The organism is Sporosarcina sp. SG10008, from assembly GCF_044569405.1.
Classification (GTDB): Bacteria; Bacillota; Bacilli; order Bacillales_A; family Planococcaceae; genus Sporosarcina; species Sporosarcina psychrophila.
In genome coordinates, this window is the sequence record NZ_CP172607.1 from 1,540,466 (window position 1) to 1,558,212 (window position 17,747).

A 17,747-nucleotide genomic window follows, 5' to 3' on the forward strand; every position below is an offset into this window, starting at 1 on the left:
TTATCATTGTAATATATAAATACGATTAGTGTAGAGTGCTTCTCAATTCTTGTGGATAAAACAGTTACATGTGCATGAAAAGATAGAGCAAATCCCACAGTGAGTGGAATTGAAAAGCATTAGGAAATTAAACGTAGCAGGCAAAATTAATAATTGCATTGGTACAAAGAGGCTGTCCCATCAGCCGATAATTTACAACTCATGGACAGCCCCTTTTTAATTTGGGTAGTACAATACCATACTTAAACGAGTCAATGTTTCTCCTGAATTATGATAGCTATGGGGTCTGTCGGCTTTAAATCGGATGGAATCACCGCTTTCAATGGTATACTCCTCGTAATTTACACGTACCGTTAGCTCCCCCTCAAAAATTGTTAATAGCTCTTCGGTCCCCTCCATATGTGAATCTGCACTTAGGAATCCACCTTTGTCTATCTCAACTGCATACACTTCAAAGCGTTTGTCTTCATCAAATGGAAAATGGGGGTATACTCGATATTTTCCATTATCTTCGGACAAGATTTGAATATCACTTTTCGATACTATTATTGTGTCGGGCTGAGGGTGATTGATGAGTGAAGTAAAAGAAACTTTCAAACCATTGGCTATTTTCCAGATAGTTGTAATGGTTGGAGCTGATTCGCCACGTTCAATTTGACCGATCATTGTTTTACTTACACCAGTCAATTCAGCCACTTTTTCAAGACTTAATTTTTTACTCTCCCTTATTGCTTTTAAATTCTTGGCAATGATAAGATGAATTTCCATTTTTAAAACACTCCTATTTCTCTGTACAATATAACGTCTGAACTGTACAATAAAAAGAAAACGTTATAGTGCCTGTTATGGACAGTATAACATATTCATTAGGGGGAGGTCGAATATGCCAGTACTAACATTCTTGTTGTATGTTTTTGTCATGAGTTTTACGCCAGGTCCGAATAATATTATGGCGATGTTATTTGCGAATCAGTATGGATTTAAGAAGACACTTCGATTTTGCCTAGGCGTAGGCGCAGGTTTTTTTGTCATCATGATATTATCGAGTTACTTTAATCTAATCCTACATAACTTCATTCCGAAAATTGAGTTGCCTATGATGCTTCTAGGTGCGGCCTATATGCTGTATCTGGCAATCAAAATAATTACTAGTTCGACTAGTACTAATGGTGATGAGGGCGGTAAATATAACAGTTTTTTGGCAGGGATGCTGTTACAGTTTGTCAATCCGAAAGGTGTTTTATATGGTATTACGGTAATTGCAACGTTCATTCTTCCATATTATAGTTCAACAATTGACTTACTACTATTTTCGTTGTTTCTAGGTTTCGTCGGTATAATGAGCACTTGTTGTTGGAGCCTTTTTGGTTCGATATTTCAGAAATTCCTCTCGGATTATAGAAAGCAATTTAATATTGTGATGGCATTGTTATTGATGTATAGTGCAGTTTCGATTTTTTTGTAATAAGTAATATTAAGTGCGAGGGTTACAAATGAGGCTGTTGTTAAAAGATGCGCGAAGTGGATTGAATACTCTGAAGTACGCAAAACGCATTTAGAACTTGTTTTATCATGGAAGTTAAAATGAAAATACTGAGCTGTCAGTAATAATCTTGATGTTGTTTTCATTCAATTAAGATCTCCCTAAATAGAAAATCCAATCAAGATATAAAATATCTTGATTGGATTTTTAATAGCTATAAATTTTCAGTACACTTTATCTCCATTAAAAATGGAGTTTTTTACAATGACATAATCCACTGTTCGGATGGCTTCAAGTTTGCTACCGCCAGCATAGGAGATGGACGATTGTAAATCTTGTTGCATTTCGTCTAAAGTGTCCATTAGTGGACCTTTATATTCGACGTACATTTTTTTACCTTCAACGTTTTTCTTTTCGCCCTTTTGGAATTCAGAGGCTGATCCAAAGTATTCTTTGAAACGTTGTCCATCTTTTTCAATTGTTTGACCGGGAGATTCTTCGTGTCCAGCAAATAGAGAACCGATCATGACCATTGAAGCACCGAAACGTACCGATTTAGCAATGTCACCGTGTGTACGTATGCCGCCGTCTGCGATGATAGGTTTAGTAGCTGCTTTCGCACACCAACGTAGTGCAGCTAACTGCCAACCGCCTGTACCGAAGCCTGTTTTTATTTTTGTAATACATACTTTACCAGGTCCAATACCAACTTTCGTAGCATCTGCCCCGGCATTTTCAAGTTCGCGTACGGCTTCTGGTGTGCCAACGTTACCAGCGATGACAAAGCTTTCAGGCAGATGCTTTTTAATATGTTGAATCATATTAATGACTGCATTGGAATGTCCATGAGCAATGTCGATTGTGATGAATTCAGGTGTAAGTTCGTCAGCAGCTAGTTGTACAATGAAAGTGTAGTCCTCATCTTTAACACCAACGCTAATAGAAGCGATTAAACTACGTGATTGCATGTCTTTAACAAAGTTTGCTCGTTTTTCTGGGTTAAAACGATGCATAATATAGAAGTAACCACTTTCAGCTAATTGGATAGCGATACTTTCATCAATAATTGTTTGCATATTTGCTGGTACAACTGGAATTTTAAATGTATGTCCGCCAAGTAGTATAGAAGTGTCACACTCAGAACGACTATTTACCACACACTTTGCAGGAATCAGCTGGATATCTTCGTAATCAAATACGTTTTCCATAGATAGCACCTCGAAATCCGAATAATATCATTCGTTTAGTTTTGAACGTTCGCACTTTAATAATTTACAACAATTTAGGTAGTATGTCAAAATATTTAATAGTGATTGGCAAAACGTATAAAATCTGATTCCATTTCCTTTTGAGTTTAATAACTACTTTTTGTTATACAAATAATTAAAAAATAAGCAAAAAGAGCTTTCGTGGACTCTTTTTGCTTATTCCTATGTGTCGATAGCATCTACTGTACAAACACGCAAAGAGAGGCATTGAATGGTGAGTATCCCATATTACCGAATCGGGGGTATCGAAGTTTCAATGGTTTAAAAGTCTGTTATCTTCTTACGAGACCTTTTTATCAATAGATCTTCATATAACGTTCAACTTCCCAAGGGTGTACGGTAATTCGGTAACTTTCCCATTCTAATTTTTTCTCTGCCATAAAGTTTGTGAAAATGTGATTGCCAAGAGCTTCTTGGATAATTTCATCCTTACCTAGCGCGATGAGTGCATGGTCAAGGTCAGTAGGTAGTGTCCCGATACCTAATTCTTGAAGTTCGAAAGGTTTCATTTCGTAAATATTGCGGTCGACTGGCATTGGCGGTTCGAGTTCACGTTTAATGCCATTTAAACCTGCTTTTAATATAGCCGCCATTGCAAGATATGGGTTTGCAGCCGAGTCGACGGAACGGACTTCGATGCGAGTGCTTATTCCCCGAGATGCTGGAATTCGGATAAGAGGGCTGCGGTTTTGGGCAGACCAGGCGATGTAACAGGGCGCTTCGTAGCCGGGAACAAGTCGCTTATAAGAGTTAACTGTTGGATTTGTAATTGCTGTAAATCCAGGAACATGTTCGAGAACGCCAGCCATGAACTGATATGCTGTTGTACTTAATTGTAATTCACCATTTTCGTCAACAAAGGCATTTTCACCGTCTTTGAATAGGGAAACATTACAATGCATACCTGATCCGCTGACACCGAAAAGGGGTTTTGGCATGAACGTTGCGTGCAAGCCATGTTTACGAGCAATTGTTTTGACGACGAGTTTGAATGTTTGAATGTTGTCACAAGCGGTAAGAACATCCGCATATTTAAAGTCGATTTCGTGTTGTCCTGGAGCGCACTCATGGTGCGATGCTTCAACCTCGAAGCCCATTTCCTCTAACTCCAAGACGATATCTCGTCGACAGTTTTCTCCAAGGTCCATTGGTGCAAGATCGAAATAGCCGCCGTTGTCATTCAATTCCATTGTCGGTTGCATATTTTCATCGAGCTTGAATAAGAAGAATTCTGGTTCTGGTCCCAGATTGAAATCAGTAAATCCAAGCTCCTTCATTTCTGTCAATACACGTTTTAAATTGCCACGAGGATCACCTGTAAACGGAGAACCATTGGCAAGAGAAATATCACAGATAAGACGTGCTACCCTTCCTTTTCCTGAGGGCCAAGGGAACACCATCCATGTGTTAAGATCTGGTATGAGGTACATATCGGATTCCTCGATACGCACAAATCCTTCAATTGAAGAGCCGTCGAACATCATTTTATTGTTAAGCGCCTTATCGAGCTGGCTGATGGGAATTTCCACGTTTTTGATCATACCTAAAATATCTGTGAATTGAAGTCGAACGAAATTCACATTTTCTTCTCCTACAAATTTGCGAATGTCTTCTTTTGTATAATTCCTCATCATACCACTCTCCTTAAGTATCATTAATTACGGATTACTCCATAACATTTTTCTATAATAAAGCAAAAAGTTACCATTAACAAGAATTTTATTTAAATCTAATTAATTTGTATAAAGCTAGCTTTCAATAATCTAATCATAATACTGGAAATAAACCATTTTTTGGAAAAATAAGAAAGGGGATTGCTTATTATTCTTAATCTTCTTTTTTAGGGTGAACCGGAAATAATTCAACAGTAATTGAGATAAAAGAGTAAATAGGCTTGCGTAAGCAAATTAAAAAAAGCGAAGCCCCTTTTATTGAAATGGGCTTCGCTTTTTTTTGACAGAATCTATTATACTATAATATGTTGGCATAAAGAATCCTCTCAACAACGCTCGGGGATGCCTTTGCTGGAGATTATATAGAATCATTAGTTCAACTTATAAATATATTTTTAGTTCGTTTTCAAGTTTTTGAGTCGTCTGTCCAAAATGAAATTGCCAAAGGGGATAAATGCTGAAAGAAGGGCACCAATCGTAAACCTAAACGGCCATTTCACCTTAATCATCGTATATACAATTGCTGCGATATAAGCTAGAAATATATAGCCATGAAGTGTTCCGACGATTGTTACTGCACTCTTCATACCGAACCAATACTTTAATGGCATTGCGATAAACAATAGGATCAGTAGTGAAATGCCTTCCAATATACCAATCAAACGAAAACGTCCTAAAGCATTTTTTAACATGATTCCACTTCCTCTACTTACTACATTTCATCAATTACTTTACAATATGAAAATTATCATGTACAGGAATGTGACTTGCTGTGAAGGAAAGGGGCAGGGAGAGTTGAAACTCAGGATTATTGACCTTCAGCCTGTAGCACCTATACTTCAAAGTAGAAATACAGTTAAAATCGTCGATACATTATTTAATTCTCTGGCTTTATTTTAATACCAACGATTGTTGTTTGAGAGAGCTTGCCAATTGTTCGGTGATTTTTTTCATCTTTCATTAATTTGTGGAGGTTACTTTTGAACACTTTTCAAGAACTTGCAAAAACAGTTATTATTAGAAAGGAAAATCGTTGCATTCCTATATAAAAAAGGACTCTTGTCATCATATAGGTCATGATTTAGGTTTTATTGTTCAAATTGAAAGCATTATGGTCTAGGGACTAATCGTATGCTATTTCCGTATGTGAATTGACTGATAAAATAGAAAAACTATAGGTTTTTTAATTAATTTTAGAAAATCCCCAGTAGTCATCGAATTTCGGTTATACTAGAGAGAAGTAAAATCAATCATTATTCAATAGTAAGGAGGATTTTAAATGACTGAAAACAATGAAACAAATGAACACGAAGCGCCAAAGAAAAAGATAAGCTTAAAAGAAGTGATACAACAACAGTTAGAAGCGAAGAAGAACCAAACTGCTGATAACAACGCAAAAGGCAATCCAGCACAATCTGCTAAAAAAATGCAAAGCCAACAAGCAAAAAAAGTTAGCAGTGCCCGTAGAAAAATGGGGTCATAATGTAACAGCGCAAACCGATTACCTATTGGTTTGCGTTTTTTTTGGAGAAATAAAACGTCTGTTGATTAACCATTTTATTGAATTACGTGCAGGTAATAAAGGATTGAAAAACTCCATATTCACTGGATCATTTCCGGTCCGCTTTCGATGAATTATTCAAGGCATCTCGATAATGGTATAGAAGTGGTTCAATTCAAAGCGAACCAAAAGCAACTATACACGGAGTACTTGATATTTGAGTAAGTCTTTTTGGTGAATTTTGGTTAATCAACACATGTGTAAGTCCAGGGGAGATCTAGTAATTTATGTGTTCCATTAATTAAAATACAAAGTTCGAAAAGTTGGCTATATTGAAGAAGAAACAAGCTCATTTTGAATGGTATACTGGCAATATTGGAGATGATGAACTTTGAGTTTACAGAATGAAAAACATAGATTACATCTAGAAGCCGAGCAATTCATACATAGATGTTATGCAGAACTTGGGATGACAACAGAGCAACAGATGAAGCGAATAGAGGAAGTGCGAAGTGAAATAAATGAAACTGGAACGTATAGCCATACTTCGCAAGAACTTCAACATGGAGCTAGAATGGCTTGGCGTAATAATAATCGTTGTATTGGACGTTTATTTTGGGACAGGCTTCAAGTGTTTGACGAGAGGGCATTAGAAACCGCTGAAGATGTGTACAGCGCATTATTGAACCATATTGAATATGCGACAAATGACGGAAAAATTCGTTCATCGATTACGATTTTCCCACCACGACATGGCGGAATTGATCCGATACGAATATGGAACCATCAGCTTATACGCTACGCAGGATATGAAGAGGCTGAACAGATTATTGGAGATTCCACATCAGTTGAATTTACGAGGATGTGCGAAATGTTAGGTTGGAAAGGGGAGAGGACTCCTTATGATGTTCTTCCTCTTGTCTTTCAATTGGAAGGAGAATCGCCCCGAATCATTGAAATACCAAAAAAACTAGTAAAAGAAGTGACGATTACCCATCCACAACTAGAGTGTTTTGAAGAACTGGGTATAAAATGGTATGCGGTGCCAATTATCTCGGATATGCGGTTGGAGATTGGTGGGATTAACTATCCGACCGCTCCATTTAATGGATGGTATATGGGAACCGAAATCGGTGCGAGAAATTTGGCGGATGAAGATCGTTATAATCTACTCCCAAAAGTTGCAGAGTTGATGGGACTGGATACAAGATCAAACCGTTCACTATGGAAGGATAAAGCGTTAGTAGAACTAAATATTGCGGTGTTGAATTCTTATCAAAAAGCGGGTGTTACGTTAGTCGACCATCATACTGCCGCCAAGCAATTTAAAAGTTTTGAAAAAAATGAGTGTACAGTAGGGCGAGGTATCACAGGAAATTGGACTTGGCTGATTCCACCGCTTTCGCCTGCAACGACTCATGTCTTTCACAAACCTTATAGCAATGACGTCGTTAAACCTAATTACTTTCATCAGAAAAATCCGGGTGAAAGCTAATAGGATTTTATACTTCCGCAAAAAATAAGAGTATCCATTTGCACACTTGTTTGAAAAACATAAATATATGAGATAAGAATAAAAACAGCCATGTAAGAGAATGGCTGTTTCGGGCAATCTTTATTCAGGATATAGTAAGGAAAAAAATTAACTATACTTTCATGGAAATCTATCTCGCAAAAAATATTTGAGCGGTTTTATCACTTTTAATTTCCCGGTTATACAAGGGTGCATTTTTCTAAGATAACACCAATCCATCTTTCATTGTAATGATATGATCCGCAAAAGAAAGCATTTCTTCATCATGAGTTACCATCAACGTTGTAATGTTCAATGTTTTCGTCAACTCACGGATCAATGTCATGACGTCTTTCGATCTTTTAGAATCTAGGCTTGCTGTCGGCTCATCTGCAAACAACATCTTCGGTTTGTGGATAATCGCACGGGCAATTGCCACACGCTGTTTTTCACCCCCTGATAATGAAGCAGGGTAGGCATCTTTTCGATGATTCATATCCACCAATTTGAGGATTTTTTCGACTTCCACTTTTTGTTCACGTTTTTTAAGCTTGGTTTCAGAAACGTCAAGCATCAGCAATAATTGTTCTTCTACGGTTAGAAAAGGGACTAGGTGTGAGGATTGAAAGACAAATCCGAACTCGCTCGCTCTAATTTTTCTGATCTGATCCTGATTCATGTCAGTCATGTTTTGACCTTCAAATAGCACTTTTCCGTCCGTTGCACTTTGAAGTCCCGCTGCTATTGTAAGAATTGTACTTTTACCAGAACCTGAAGCGCCTACTAATGCTGTTATTTCACCTTCTCGAAGTGAAATATTAATCCCTTTTAATACTTGTTCGTCCACTTCACCATTCGTAAATGTTTTTGTAACTTCATCAATTGTGAAAATCGTCATATTAAACCTCTCCTTGTTGGATAGCTTGCAATGGTTCTACTTTTTTAATTTGCAGACCGGACAGCGTCGCCCCTATAAAGCCAATGATAAGGAATACAACCGATAATTGAACAGTTGTTTCAAGTGTTAAACTAAATGGCATTCCTTGAGGTGCAATTAAAGAGAAGCCTTGGCTTAAAGCAACTGACAGTCCAAGTGCAATCACGGTGATGAAAATCATCTGGTACCACATCATACCGAACAATCTGCTTGTTTTAACGCCAAGTGCTTTTAAGATGCCATATAATCCAATCTTTTGAACGTTCATCATGTAGAAGAATATTGCGAACAACATTCCGCTAATGGCAACCAAAAACCAAATGATCATATTAAGTGACATCTGTTCTGCACTGTAACTTGGAATTGTATTGAGGAATTCTTTATTTGAAAATGATTGTAAACCCGTCACCACTGGTGCATGTTCTGTACCTGGTACAAAAATCAATTGCATTTCATTGACACGGTAAATTTCTTTATAGTTTTCCATGTTAATAAAAGCAACAGGCGCATGGCTGTATTTCTTTTGTTCAACAAAGCCCATTACTTTAAATTCACCACTGAACTGATTATTGGTTAATATATCGCCAACCTTAATCCCTTCATCTTCTAATGAACGATCTAGGATGACTTCTCCTTTACCGACAGATTCAAACGATTTTGAATCTGTTGAAGTAACGAAAGCTATACTATACTGCTTGTCGTCCATATCGTTGACAAAACCCATCTGAATGGAGAGTGCAGCTGCATCTTTTTGTTCATTTAAAACAGTGGTTTGTACGCTTTCATCTATTCTTGAAAGGTTGTATGTTTCGTTTGCATCAGCGTTCATGTAAAATTGACCATCTGGTAAATCTTTAATTAACGCTGCGTTATCTTGGGATAAACCGTTCGATAACCCCGAGATGATAAATGTTAAAAAGCTGACGAGAAAAATGATTGATCCTAAAATAATAAATTTTGTTTTATTCTTCTTAATTTCTTTCCATGCAATATTCATCTTTGCGCCCCCCGTATTTCTTAATAACTTAACTATAATCTGACTAGGTGAACGGAATATGAACAGATGATTACATGAAAAAAGGTATGTAGTTCAGCAGATAATGGTACAATACATATTGAAGGGTATTGTATTTAATATGTAGCGTTACCCTTAACTAAACAGGATATTGAAATAGAAGGAGATTGGATCACTTGACTAATGGAATTAAAAACGAAATGCCGCCAAATTACGATGAATTACGGAAGGCAGTTAACCGAGCATCGAATTGGAGACTACGTTTAGAAGCTATTGAAGAATTAGGACAATGGAAACATAAACGGACTATCGATGTACTTTTACACAGAATGAACAACGATGCCGTATATAAAGTGGTAGAAGCCTCTCACCGTAATCTTGTGAAATTTGGTGAAGATGTTGAATTACCACCACGAAATCGATTTGAACTGATTAAAGATGCCAACAAAGTTTTCCTTCGAATTAAGAAAAGCTTGCCAAGAGATCACTCGTTCGAAGAGTACAAAGAAAAATTGAAAAATATGAGACTTGATTTGTATGATACCTATGAAGGTGACAAAGGCGATGAATTTGAAGCATGGCTTGAAAACGTTTGGGAGACGGCAAATAAAAAGTAAAACGTTTCAAAGTTATATACATACTGAAAAACGATTGCAAAATAGCTGCAATCGTTTTTCAGTATGTGTTGATTGTCATATTAAGTCGCGGGTAGTTCTTTAGTGGTGTATTATACCTATAGGAAATATGGAGATGAGTCAATAACATGAAATATAGTGGTAGAATAATCGCGATGTTAGTAGTTAGTTTATTCAATATTCTACGGTATTTTTATTATCATCAATATTTGGAGCTTCCATTTAAAGCGAACTTTTTTATTTTGACATTCATCTTTTTATCGGTTGCTTTGTGGTGTGGAATGCAGTTCGATCGAGTAAAATACTACTCTGAAAAAGATCCTTTAACGGATACTTACAACCGTCGAACAGTAGAAAAATATTTTCGGGAAATCACACGAACAATTAGAAACAAGGATCAAAAATTAGGTGTCATTATGATCGACCTCAACAAATTTAAAGAAATTAACGATACATATGGACATCATAAAGGTGATGAACTATTGATCCATCTTGCCTATATTATAAACAAGTCTGTTAAGAAGAGTGATAGGGTAGCACGTTGGGGTGGAGATGAATTTTTGATTCTAGTACCTACAAGTACTAATGATTTTGAGTCAGATTATATACAGGAATTTCAACGAAAATTGGAAAATGAGAACTTTGATGAATTCCCATCTGTAGGAGTATCTCTTGGCTTTTCGATTTATCCGGATGATGGGCAAGATTTTCAAGAGTTGATACAAATTGCAGATGGGGCGATGTATAAGGCAAAAGGAAAAGAAGTGGCTATATGAATATTAATGGTCACTTAATTCCCTTAAAATACGGTCATTTCTTTCTAATTGATCTGGTGTAACGTCTGTACTCCTCCTTCTGATGTGCTAAGTTTTTTGCACATTAGAAGGAGGAGTATTTTTATATTCATATCTCATATGTTTAGTATTGGCTTTGTTTGAGTACGAGGCGAGAGGAAAAAAGGATGAATTTCTCTTGTTAGAGACCTGTCCAAACTCCCATTGTTTAGCACACGGGAATTTTTATCGGAATTGCTATAATTGGAGTTCCAAAGCGCTCAAAAGTCTATTAACTTGTTACGAATTATTGAGTAATCGATTTTAATTGATCCGCTGTATACCGATCGGTGCGGATGGTGGTGTGAGAACTCGGGAGTTAACGACTTACTCTAACTCGATTTTAATTGGACTTTTATCTTGTACAATAATTGAAAAACTCACTGCCTACATCGAACGATGTTTAACGATTTATTGAGGATATGAATCTATATAAAACCATGTCTTTTTACTTGTTTAATTTACAGAAATTATTGAATTATTAGATATGTAGATTGACTTTCAAATACCTTTGTTCGATAATAAAGGAATAGGAAAGATGGTAGTTGCGCTACTGAGTACGGGGAAATTGGCAGGATAGATTATATTAACAGTGACTTTATCAGTATTTTAGTTGTATGATTCTTTAGTTTCTATTGCCATTCTAGTGTGTATGGAAAGCTAGTAAGCGTTTTCAATTCACATGAGACTAAACTGTTTTATCTGATGAAAAATGGAGAAAACAGATTAAAATAGTATGTAAATAGAAGGGGGAAAAGAAATGAAGAAGATTCTAATTTTGGTACTAATCACGATTTTTATGATTGGTATTATTGTGGGTTGTGGTACAGATAACGAAAAAGGGCAAGAAAAAGAAAGCAGTGGAAAAGGCGTGTTGGATCGCATTGAAAAATCGAAAGTATTGAATGTCGCTTTCGAAGGCACATATCCTCCCTTTAATTTTTTAAATGACAAAGATGAGTTTCAAGGTTTTGACGTAGATATCTCCAATGAAATAGCCAATAAATTAGGCGTCAAAGCCAACTTTATTGCAACAAAATGGGATGGACTAATCGGCGGTCTAAAGGCCGATAAATTTGATATCATCATTGGGCAGATGACTGTAACGGAAGAACGCAAAAAAAGCGTTGATTTCACTGACCCGTATGTCATAACTGGTTCCGTATTAATAACTCGTGAAGATACCGATGACATTACAAAACTTGAGGACATTAAAGGCAAGAAAGTCGGCGTTGGTGGTGGAACAACTTTTGAAGAAGTTGCGAATAGCGTCGAAGGTGCTGACGTGAAATTATACAAAGCTGTAAGTGACTATATTCAAGACCTTACGAATAAAAGGTTGGATGTCATTATCAACGACCAGTTATTAATGGCCTACAATATTAAAGAAAATAGCCTTCCATTAAAAATTACAAGTGACATAGTAAATAAAGATGAAATAGGGATGGCAGTTAATAAGGGAAACGAAGATTTTATTACGGAAGTAAATAAAGCATTGAGTGAAATGAAAGAGGATGGAACATATAATGATATTTATAAAAAATGGTTTGGAACAGAGCCTTTAGACAAATAAAAGTAAGCATAGAGTGATCAAAGGGGAGATATTGATTGCTCTATGTTTTATTACATGTAAAAACCAAGTATTGGGGGCAGATTAATTTGCATATTGCCATATTGGGAACCGGAATGATAGGTACGACAGTAGTTAGTGAAATTGCTAAATTTACTGGTATTGATGCAATTACAGCTGTTGATGTTAGTCAAGGGAGTATTGATAAGTGTTTAGAAATCGCCAATAATCCCAAAGTGATAGGGAAAGTGGCCACGTTAGAAACTGAGGATGATATTGCAAAAGTGCTAAAAGATGTAGACGTAGCTGTGGCATGTCTACCACACTCTTTGAGCTTATTAGCCGTAAAAGCTGCAATAAAAGCAAAATGCCATCTAGTGGACCTTGTCGGATCAAACTTTAATGAAAAAATAGCATTGGATAACGAAGCACAAGAAGCAGGTGTAATCATCATCCCTGGCTGTGGTGTTGCTCCCGGAATAACAAACTTTTTAGCTGCGCAAGGTATTGAGATGTTAGATGAAGCAGAAGAGGCAATCATGACTTGCGGTGGCATTCCAAGATATCCTGTTCCACCACTATGGTATCAAGTAGTTTTCCGTCTTGAAAGCGTATTAGGTCTTTATACAAAACCTGCAATGGCCGTTAAAGATGGAAAACTTGTAAAGCTGCCTCCTCTTTCAGGGCTAGAGAAGATTATTTTTCCAGATCCGGTAGGTGTCTGTGAAGCTGTTATTACAGATGCACATAGCACAGCGTTCATTTTAAAAGATAAAGTGAAAAATTTATATGAAAAAACGGTTCGCTATCCAGGACATTGGGGGAAAATGAGTGTTTTAGGCGAATTAGGTTTTTTAGATATCGATCCCATTACAATTGATGGAATTACAACTACGCCTCGTGCATTAGCAGAAAAAATACTAGCAACAAAAATGGTTGGAGATTCGAATGAAGATATTACTGTAGTAAGGGTTGAGGTAAGCGGGGTTAAAGGTGGAAAGTCCACAAAGTATACTTGGGAAATGATTGACTACTATGATCATGGCCGGAATATCACTTCAATGGCAAAAACTACTGCTATTCCTGCTTCATTGGCAGCCAAATGGATTGCTATGAAAAAAATAACAGAGACAGGTGTTGTTCCAATAGAAAGCATAATCATCAAAGATCGGTTTCAACCATTTATTGAAGAGTTGGCCAGTTTAGGAATTGAAATTGAACGTAAAGAGGAAACCATAGTATAATCAATGGTTTTACTGAGTAGCTTGTCTGACAGGGGGAGGATGTATGGACGCCACAATCATTATTGATTCATTACCATCTCTACTTAAAGCTACGTTGATGACCATTTTTTTGGCAGCTATATCAATAGTAATTGCACTCATTATTGGTTTTTTCACAGCAATCGTAAGGATAGTAAAAGTTAAAATCTTAAATGGGATCGCTAGTACCTACATTTCAATAATCCGTGGAACGCCACTTCTTGTGCAAATTTTTGTTATCTATTATGGTTTACCGCAAGTAGGAATTGCTTTAGACCCGATATCATCGGGGATCTTAGCCTTAAGTTTAAATGCAGGTGCTTATCTGTCTGAATCTTTTCGCGCATCAATACTTGCTGTGGACAATGGGCAAATGGAAGCGTCAATGTCAATGGGAATGACCTATTCTCAAGCCTTAAGGAGAATAATACTACCACAGAGTCTACGAATTGCTATTCCCACATTGTCAAACACATTTATCGTGCTTATTAAAGATACTTCACTTGTCTCTGTCATCACTGTAACGGAATTATTACAAATGTCGAGCTTGATAATCGCAAAAACATTTGAACCCCTCACGATTTATTTAATTGCCGCTGCAATTTATTGGGTTCTCATAACTTTCTTTACAACGCTATTAAACAAACTAGAGATTAAAACATCCAACTATTTAGTTCGTTAAATAAAATATTTGAAAATACTAATGTGAGGAGAAAACCATGAGTATTATTCAAATTACCAATTTGAAAAAGAGCTTTGGATTGAATGAAGTTTTGCAGGGAATCGACCTAACTATAAATAAGAGTGAAGTGGTCGTAATAATGGGGCCAAGTGGATCTGGGAAATCAACTTTTTTACGTTGTTTAACTTTCTTGGAGGAGCCATCCGATGGAATCATTGAAATTGGTGAGTTTACAGTGCTTGCAGGTGGAAAAATAGAACGCAAACGAAAAAAAGTAATAAGAGAATTAAGGAAAAAAACAGGATTTGTGTTTCAGTCGTTCAATCTATTCCCTCATAAAACCGCCATTGAAAATGTAATGGAAGGACCTATTATTATTCATGGAACTAAACCGGTCGAGGCGAGGAAATTAGCGGAAGCATTGCTTATTAAAGTTGGACTTGGGGACCGTTGTGATCATTATCCAGCCCAACTGTCGGGTGGCCAACAGCAAAGGGTAGCAATCGCCAGGTCGCTTGCATTGAATCCGTTGGTTATGCTCTTTGATGAACCTACTTCTGCTCTCGACCCAGAACTTGTTCGTGAAGTTTTGCAAGTTATTAAAGATTTGGCTCAAGAGGGAATGACTATGATAATTGTGACACATGAAATGAACTTTGCGAAAGATGTCGCCGATAGGATCGTATTTATGGATGAAGGATTAATTGTTGAGCAAGGAACGTCAGCAGAAATATTTCAAACTCCAAAAGAGGAAAGGACAAGACGATTTTTGTCAAAAGTAGAATAATTGCAGCGCCTCCTTCTATGGCATAAAGTCTTGTAAGTAGTTTTTATGTCTATAAAAATTACAAATTAACGCTTGATGCATATATGTTGAAAACACCTTTTCGCCTTTCATTTAATCTGAAATAATAGGAGCGCAATGAAGTTAATCATCAATCATAGTGGGGGGTCTTACTGCCCGTTAGTGCGCAATAAAGAATATCATATTATAATCAATGAAAATGGCTATTATTTAATTACAGATGTCTGTATTTCTGATTAAATTGGCATCGTGTATGAGGCTGTTAGTTAAGTAATCTTTTAACCATATAATAGCTAATACCTCTTTCGATTTAGAAAGGGGTATTTTTTATCGTAAATTCATAAAAAAGCGAATTATCTTGACAGAGTAATTATTCGTAGCTTACTATTAGTTAAATTCCGATGAAACCTATCGGAATGATTAGCATAATATAAACTACTAATTAAAAGATAGCTTAGCTTCATTAGAAGACATTAGGGGGAGAAATGGTGAATAGCATATTTGTCAAAACAGAACGTCAAAAGACTTGGTTAGAGAAGTTGTATAAGAAAGAAATGAATTTCAAAAATACGTCAGCACAAACTGATGAGTTAGCCATCTTCCCTACGGAAAACATTCAAGAGTTAATCCAAATGGGTTATACGAGTAGTACAATTCCAACAGCTTACGGCGGAGAAGGGTTAAAGGTGTACGATATGGTACTCCTTCAAGAAACATTAGCGAGTTTTGATGGAAATACAGCACTTTCCATCGGATGGAATCTCGGAGTTGTCGGAGAACTTTTCGGAAAAGGGTTATGGAATGATAAAAATCTTGAATTCTTTGCCAAGGAAGTTCTGAATGGAGCTTTAGTGAACCGCTCTGTGAGTGAAGCACAAACAGGGAGTCCAACTCGGGGAGGACGTCCTGGTACAAATGCGGTAAAACAAGATGGTTCATGGGTATTATCGGGACGTAAAACATTTACAACGGCTTCTCCAGTATTAACATATTTTCTAACATCTGCGTGGATTGAAGAACAACAACAAGTAGGATTCTTCCTGCTTCACAAAGATTTAGAAGGACTAACAATTGATCATACATGGGACGTCATTTCAATGAGAGGAACTGGAAGTCACGATCTCGTTCTCGATAATGTCAAAGTCGAAGAGTCAAAACTTGTTGAACTTCCTGACAAGCCAAGTGGCGCTCCGTTTAGTGGTTGGCTTCTTCACATCCCAGCATGTTATCTAGGAATTGCACAGGCAGCACGTGATTATGCTGTGCATTTTGCAAATAATTATTCACCTAACAGCCTGAATGGACCAATTAGTCAATTGCCAAATGTTCAACAATTACTAGGAGAAATTGATTTGGAATTAACCCAGGCAAGGCATCTGATTTATAGTGTGGCGGAGGCCTATGATGATGAATCACGAAGAGGCTATCTGACAAATGAGGTCGCTGTTGTCAAGCACACCATTACGAATTCAGCCATTACGATTGTCGATAAAGCAATGAGAATTGTAGGTGCAAAAAGTCTTCAACGGACGAATCCATTACAGCGCTATTATCGGGATGTCAGGGCAGGTTTGCACAATCCTCCTATGGACGATATGACAATTAAGAAATTGGCACTGACTGCAATTGAACAAGATACAATAAAAAACGCTATCCAAATGTAAGCATATTGGATTGAAGCGAAAAAGGGGATTTCATGATGAGAAGAAGAAGTGTGTTTCAACTTGCGGCAATTGGTTTAGCATTAACTACTATTTTAGCTGGATGTAACTCAAGTAAAGCGGCCGATGGTAATGATTCAGACATACAAAAAGTAAAAATCGCCTATGATCAAGCTTCAAAACCAATGTCCTGGTTGGATGAAAAAGGAAATGCAACTGGATATGATGTTGAAGTGATGAAACTAGTTGATGAATTACTTCCACAATACGAATTTGAGTACGTTGGAACGACAAGCGATGACCTACTTGTGGGTGTCGAACAAGGGAAATACCAGGTAGGGGTTAAAAATGCATTTTGGACACAGGAAAGAACAGAAAAATTTATCTTCCCGAAAGAATTTATCGGCTTAAGCAGTGCGGGTCTTGTGCTTAAGAAAGAGAATGAACATATCAAATCCCTATCAGACTTCGCTTCTGCCGGCTTTTCGTTGGCACCTATTGCAGCTAATAATGCTCAATACACTGTAATTGATGAATATAACAAAGAAAATCCGGGTAATAAAGTGCAGTTGAAAGCTGGAGATGCTTTCACAGTTGACGTTGTTCAGTGGGTGAATGAAGGTCGCGTAGATGGTGGTGTTATCATTGAGGGTCCTTTTGAAAAGCAAGTGACTGCTGAAGATGGCCCGTATCATAATCTGGCAGACGAGGTTGTTTACAATGAATTTGCAGTCATAAAAACATGGCCTTTATTCAATAAGAAAGAACAGGAATTTGCGGATGCCTATGATCAAGCAGTTAAACAATTGAAAGAAGAAAAGAAGATAAGTGAATTAAGCACATCGTTTTACGGCAGAGATTTGTTTGAAGTGTTGGATGCTGTAGAGAGATAACGCTAAAGATATAAAG

Annotated in this window: 17 protein-coding genes; 11 read left to right on the forward strand and 6 right to left on the reverse strand. The window is 37.0% G+C overall.

All coding sequences use genetic code 11. From position 1 onward, the window contains the following. Positions 1-216 precede the first annotated feature (216 nt). Complete coding sequence (locus ACGLYD_RS07325; protein ID WP_067208887.1) at positions 217-768, reverse strand: helix-turn-helix domain-containing protein; 552 nt, start codon at positions 766-768, stop codon at positions 217-219. A gap of 115 nt (positions 769-883) precedes the next feature. On the opposite strand from ACGLYD_RS07325, the gene ACGLYD_RS07330 reads away from it, so the two are divergent. Then, positions 884-1,465 carry a LysE family transporter gene (locus ACGLYD_RS07330; protein WP_067208889.1) on the forward strand — a complete coding sequence of 194 codons (582 nt, stop codon included), beginning with the start codon at positions 884-886 and terminating at the stop codon, positions 1,463-1,465. A gap of 242 nt (positions 1,466-1,707) precedes the next feature. On the opposite strand, the gene guaC is transcribed toward ACGLYD_RS07330, so the two are convergent. The 3 genes from guaC to ACGLYD_RS07345 all read right to left on the reverse strand — a co-directional run bounded on the left by guaC (position 1,708) and on the right by ACGLYD_RS07345 (position 5,116). After that, on the reverse strand, positions 1,708-2,691 hold the full coding sequence (guaC, locus tag ACGLYD_RS07335; protein WP_187047692.1) for a GMP reductase: 984 nt from the start codon (positions 2,689-2,691) through the stop codon (positions 1,708-1,710). Between the two features lie 356 nt (positions 2,692-3,047). Continuing rightward, positions 3,048-4,382, reverse strand: coding sequence for a type I glutamate--ammonia ligase (glnA, locus tag ACGLYD_RS07340; RefSeq protein ID WP_067208894.1), 1,335 nt, complete (start codon positions 4,380-4,382; stop codon positions 3,048-3,050). 437 nt (positions 4,383-4,819) lie between these two features. Then, positions 4,820-5,116, reverse strand: coding sequence for a DUF3817 domain-containing protein (locus ACGLYD_RS07345; RefSeq protein WP_067208896.1), 297 nt, complete (start codon positions 5,114-5,116; stop codon positions 4,820-4,822). Between the two features lie 587 nt (positions 5,117-5,703). Between ACGLYD_RS07345 and ACGLYD_RS07350 the strand changes: the two genes are divergently transcribed. Continuing rightward, positions 5,704-5,907: a hypothetical protein gene (locus ACGLYD_RS07350; protein ID WP_067208898.1), complete on the forward strand. Its 204-nt coding sequence runs from the start codon at positions 5,704-5,706 to the stop codon at positions 5,905-5,907. Positions 5,908-6,394: 487 nt separating this feature from the next. Next, entirely contained in the window at positions 6,395-7,420 is a 1,026-nt protein-coding gene (locus ACGLYD_RS07355) for a nitric oxide synthase oxygenase (RefSeq protein ID WP_067213935.1), read from the forward strand. Between the two features lie 238 nt (positions 7,421-7,658). On the opposite strand, the gene ACGLYD_RS07360 is transcribed toward ACGLYD_RS07355, so the two are convergent. Then, entirely contained in the window at positions 7,659-8,336 is a 678-nt protein-coding gene (locus tag ACGLYD_RS07360; protein ID WP_067208901.1) for an ABC transporter ATP-binding protein, read from the reverse strand. 1 nt (position 8,337) lies between these two features. Next, positions 8,338-9,372, reverse strand: a complete 1,035-nt coding sequence (locus tag ACGLYD_RS07365) for an ABC transporter permease (protein ID WP_342538145.1) — start codon at positions 9,370-9,372, stop codon at positions 8,338-8,340. 218 nt (positions 9,373-9,590) lie between these two features. On the opposite strand from ACGLYD_RS07365, the gene ACGLYD_RS07370 reads away from it, so the two are divergent. The 8 genes from ACGLYD_RS07370 (at position 9,591) to ACGLYD_RS07405 (ending at position 17,731) form a co-directional block, all read left to right on the forward strand. Further along, positions 9,591-10,007: a HEAT repeat domain-containing protein gene (locus ACGLYD_RS07370; protein ID WP_187047873.1), complete on the forward strand. Its 417-nt coding sequence runs from the start codon at positions 9,591-9,593 to the stop codon at positions 10,005-10,007. 146 nt (positions 10,008-10,153) lie between these two features. After that, complete coding sequence (locus ACGLYD_RS07375; protein WP_067208910.1) at positions 10,154-10,801, forward strand: GGDEF domain-containing protein; 648 nt, start codon at positions 10,154-10,156, stop codon at positions 10,799-10,801. A gap of 817 nt (positions 10,802-11,618) precedes the next feature. Further along, positions 11,619-12,431 (forward strand): transporter substrate-binding domain-containing protein, encoded by an 813-nt coding sequence (locus ACGLYD_RS07380; protein WP_399632159.1) that lies wholly within the window; start codon positions 11,619-11,621, stop codon positions 12,429-12,431. Between the two features lie 86 nt (positions 12,432-12,517). Next, positions 12,518-13,672, forward strand: coding sequence for a saccharopine dehydrogenase family protein (locus tag ACGLYD_RS07385; RefSeq protein ID WP_067208915.1), 1,155 nt, complete (start codon positions 12,518-12,520; stop codon positions 13,670-13,672). Between the two features lie 43 nt (positions 13,673-13,715). Continuing rightward, positions 13,716-14,372, forward strand: coding sequence for an amino acid ABC transporter permease (locus ACGLYD_RS07390; RefSeq protein ID WP_067208918.1), 657 nt, complete (start codon positions 13,716-13,718; stop codon positions 14,370-14,372). Positions 14,373-14,415: 43 nt separating this feature from the next. Continuing rightward, on the forward strand, positions 14,416-15,159 hold the full coding sequence (locus tag ACGLYD_RS07395) for an amino acid ABC transporter ATP-binding protein (RefSeq protein ID WP_067213936.1): 744 nt from the start codon (positions 14,416-14,418) through the stop codon (positions 15,157-15,159). Between the two features lie 506 nt (positions 15,160-15,665). Next, positions 15,666-16,841, forward strand: a complete 1,176-nt coding sequence (locus ACGLYD_RS07400) for an acyl-CoA dehydrogenase family protein (RefSeq protein ID WP_067208921.1) — start codon at positions 15,666-15,668, stop codon at positions 16,839-16,841. 32 nt (positions 16,842-16,873) lie between these two features. Next, entirely contained in the window at positions 16,874-17,731 is an 858-nt protein-coding gene (locus ACGLYD_RS07405; protein WP_399632165.1) for a transporter substrate-binding domain-containing protein, read from the forward strand. Positions 17,732-17,747 lie beyond the last annotated feature (16 nt).

What these genes read in the sequence shown, in the direction of transcription:
- ACGLYD_RS07325 (WP_067208887.1), bottom strand. Translation starts at nt 768, where the DNA reads ATGGAAATTCATCTTATCATTGCCAAGAATTTAAAAGCAATAAGGGAG.
- ACGLYD_RS07330 (WP_067208889.1), top strand. Translation starts at nt 884, where the DNA reads ATGCCAGTACTAACATTCTTGTTGTATGTTTTTGTCATGAGTTTTACG.
- guaC (WP_187047692.1), bottom strand. Translation starts at nt 2,691, where the DNA reads ATGGAAAACGTATTTGATTACGAAGATATCCAGCTGATTCCTGCAAAG.
- glnA (WP_067208894.1), bottom strand. Translation starts at nt 4,382, where the DNA reads ATGAGGAATTATACAAAAGAAGACATTCGCAAATTTGTAGGAGAAGAA.
- ACGLYD_RS07345 (WP_067208896.1), bottom strand. Translation starts at nt 5,116, where the DNA reads ATGTTAAAAAATGCTTTAGGACGTTTTCGTTTGATTGGTATATTGGAA.
- ACGLYD_RS07350 (WP_067208898.1), top strand. Translation starts at nt 5,704, where the DNA reads ATGACTGAAAACAATGAAACAAATGAACACGAAGCGCCAAAGAAAAAG.
- ACGLYD_RS07355 (WP_067213935.1), top strand. Translation starts at nt 6,395, where the DNA reads ATGACAACAGAGCAACAGATGAAGCGAATAGAGGAAGTGCGAAGTGAA.
- ACGLYD_RS07360 (WP_067208901.1), bottom strand. Translation starts at nt 8,336, where the DNA reads ATGACGATTTTCACAATTGATGAAGTTACAAAAACATTTACGAATGGT.
- ACGLYD_RS07365 (WP_342538145.1), bottom strand. Translation starts at nt 9,372, where the DNA reads ATGAATATTGCATGGAAAGAAATTAAGAAGAATAAAACAAAATTTATT.
- ACGLYD_RS07370 (WP_187047873.1), top strand. Translation starts at nt 9,591, where the DNA reads ATGCCGCCAAATTACGATGAATTACGGAAGGCAGTTAACCGAGCATCG.
- ACGLYD_RS07375 (WP_067208910.1), top strand. Translation starts at nt 10,154, where the DNA reads ATGAAATATAGTGGTAGAATAATCGCGATGTTAGTAGTTAGTTTATTC.
- ACGLYD_RS07380 (WP_399632159.1), top strand. Translation starts at nt 11,619, where the DNA reads ATGAAGAAGATTCTAATTTTGGTACTAATCACGATTTTTATGATTGGT.
- ACGLYD_RS07390 (WP_067208918.1), top strand. Translation starts at nt 13,716, where the DNA reads ATGGACGCCACAATCATTATTGATTCATTACCATCTCTACTTAAAGCT.
- ACGLYD_RS07405 (WP_399632165.1), top strand. Translation starts at nt 16,874, where the DNA reads ATGATGAGAAGAAGAAGTGTGTTTCAACTTGCGGCAATTGGTTTAGCA.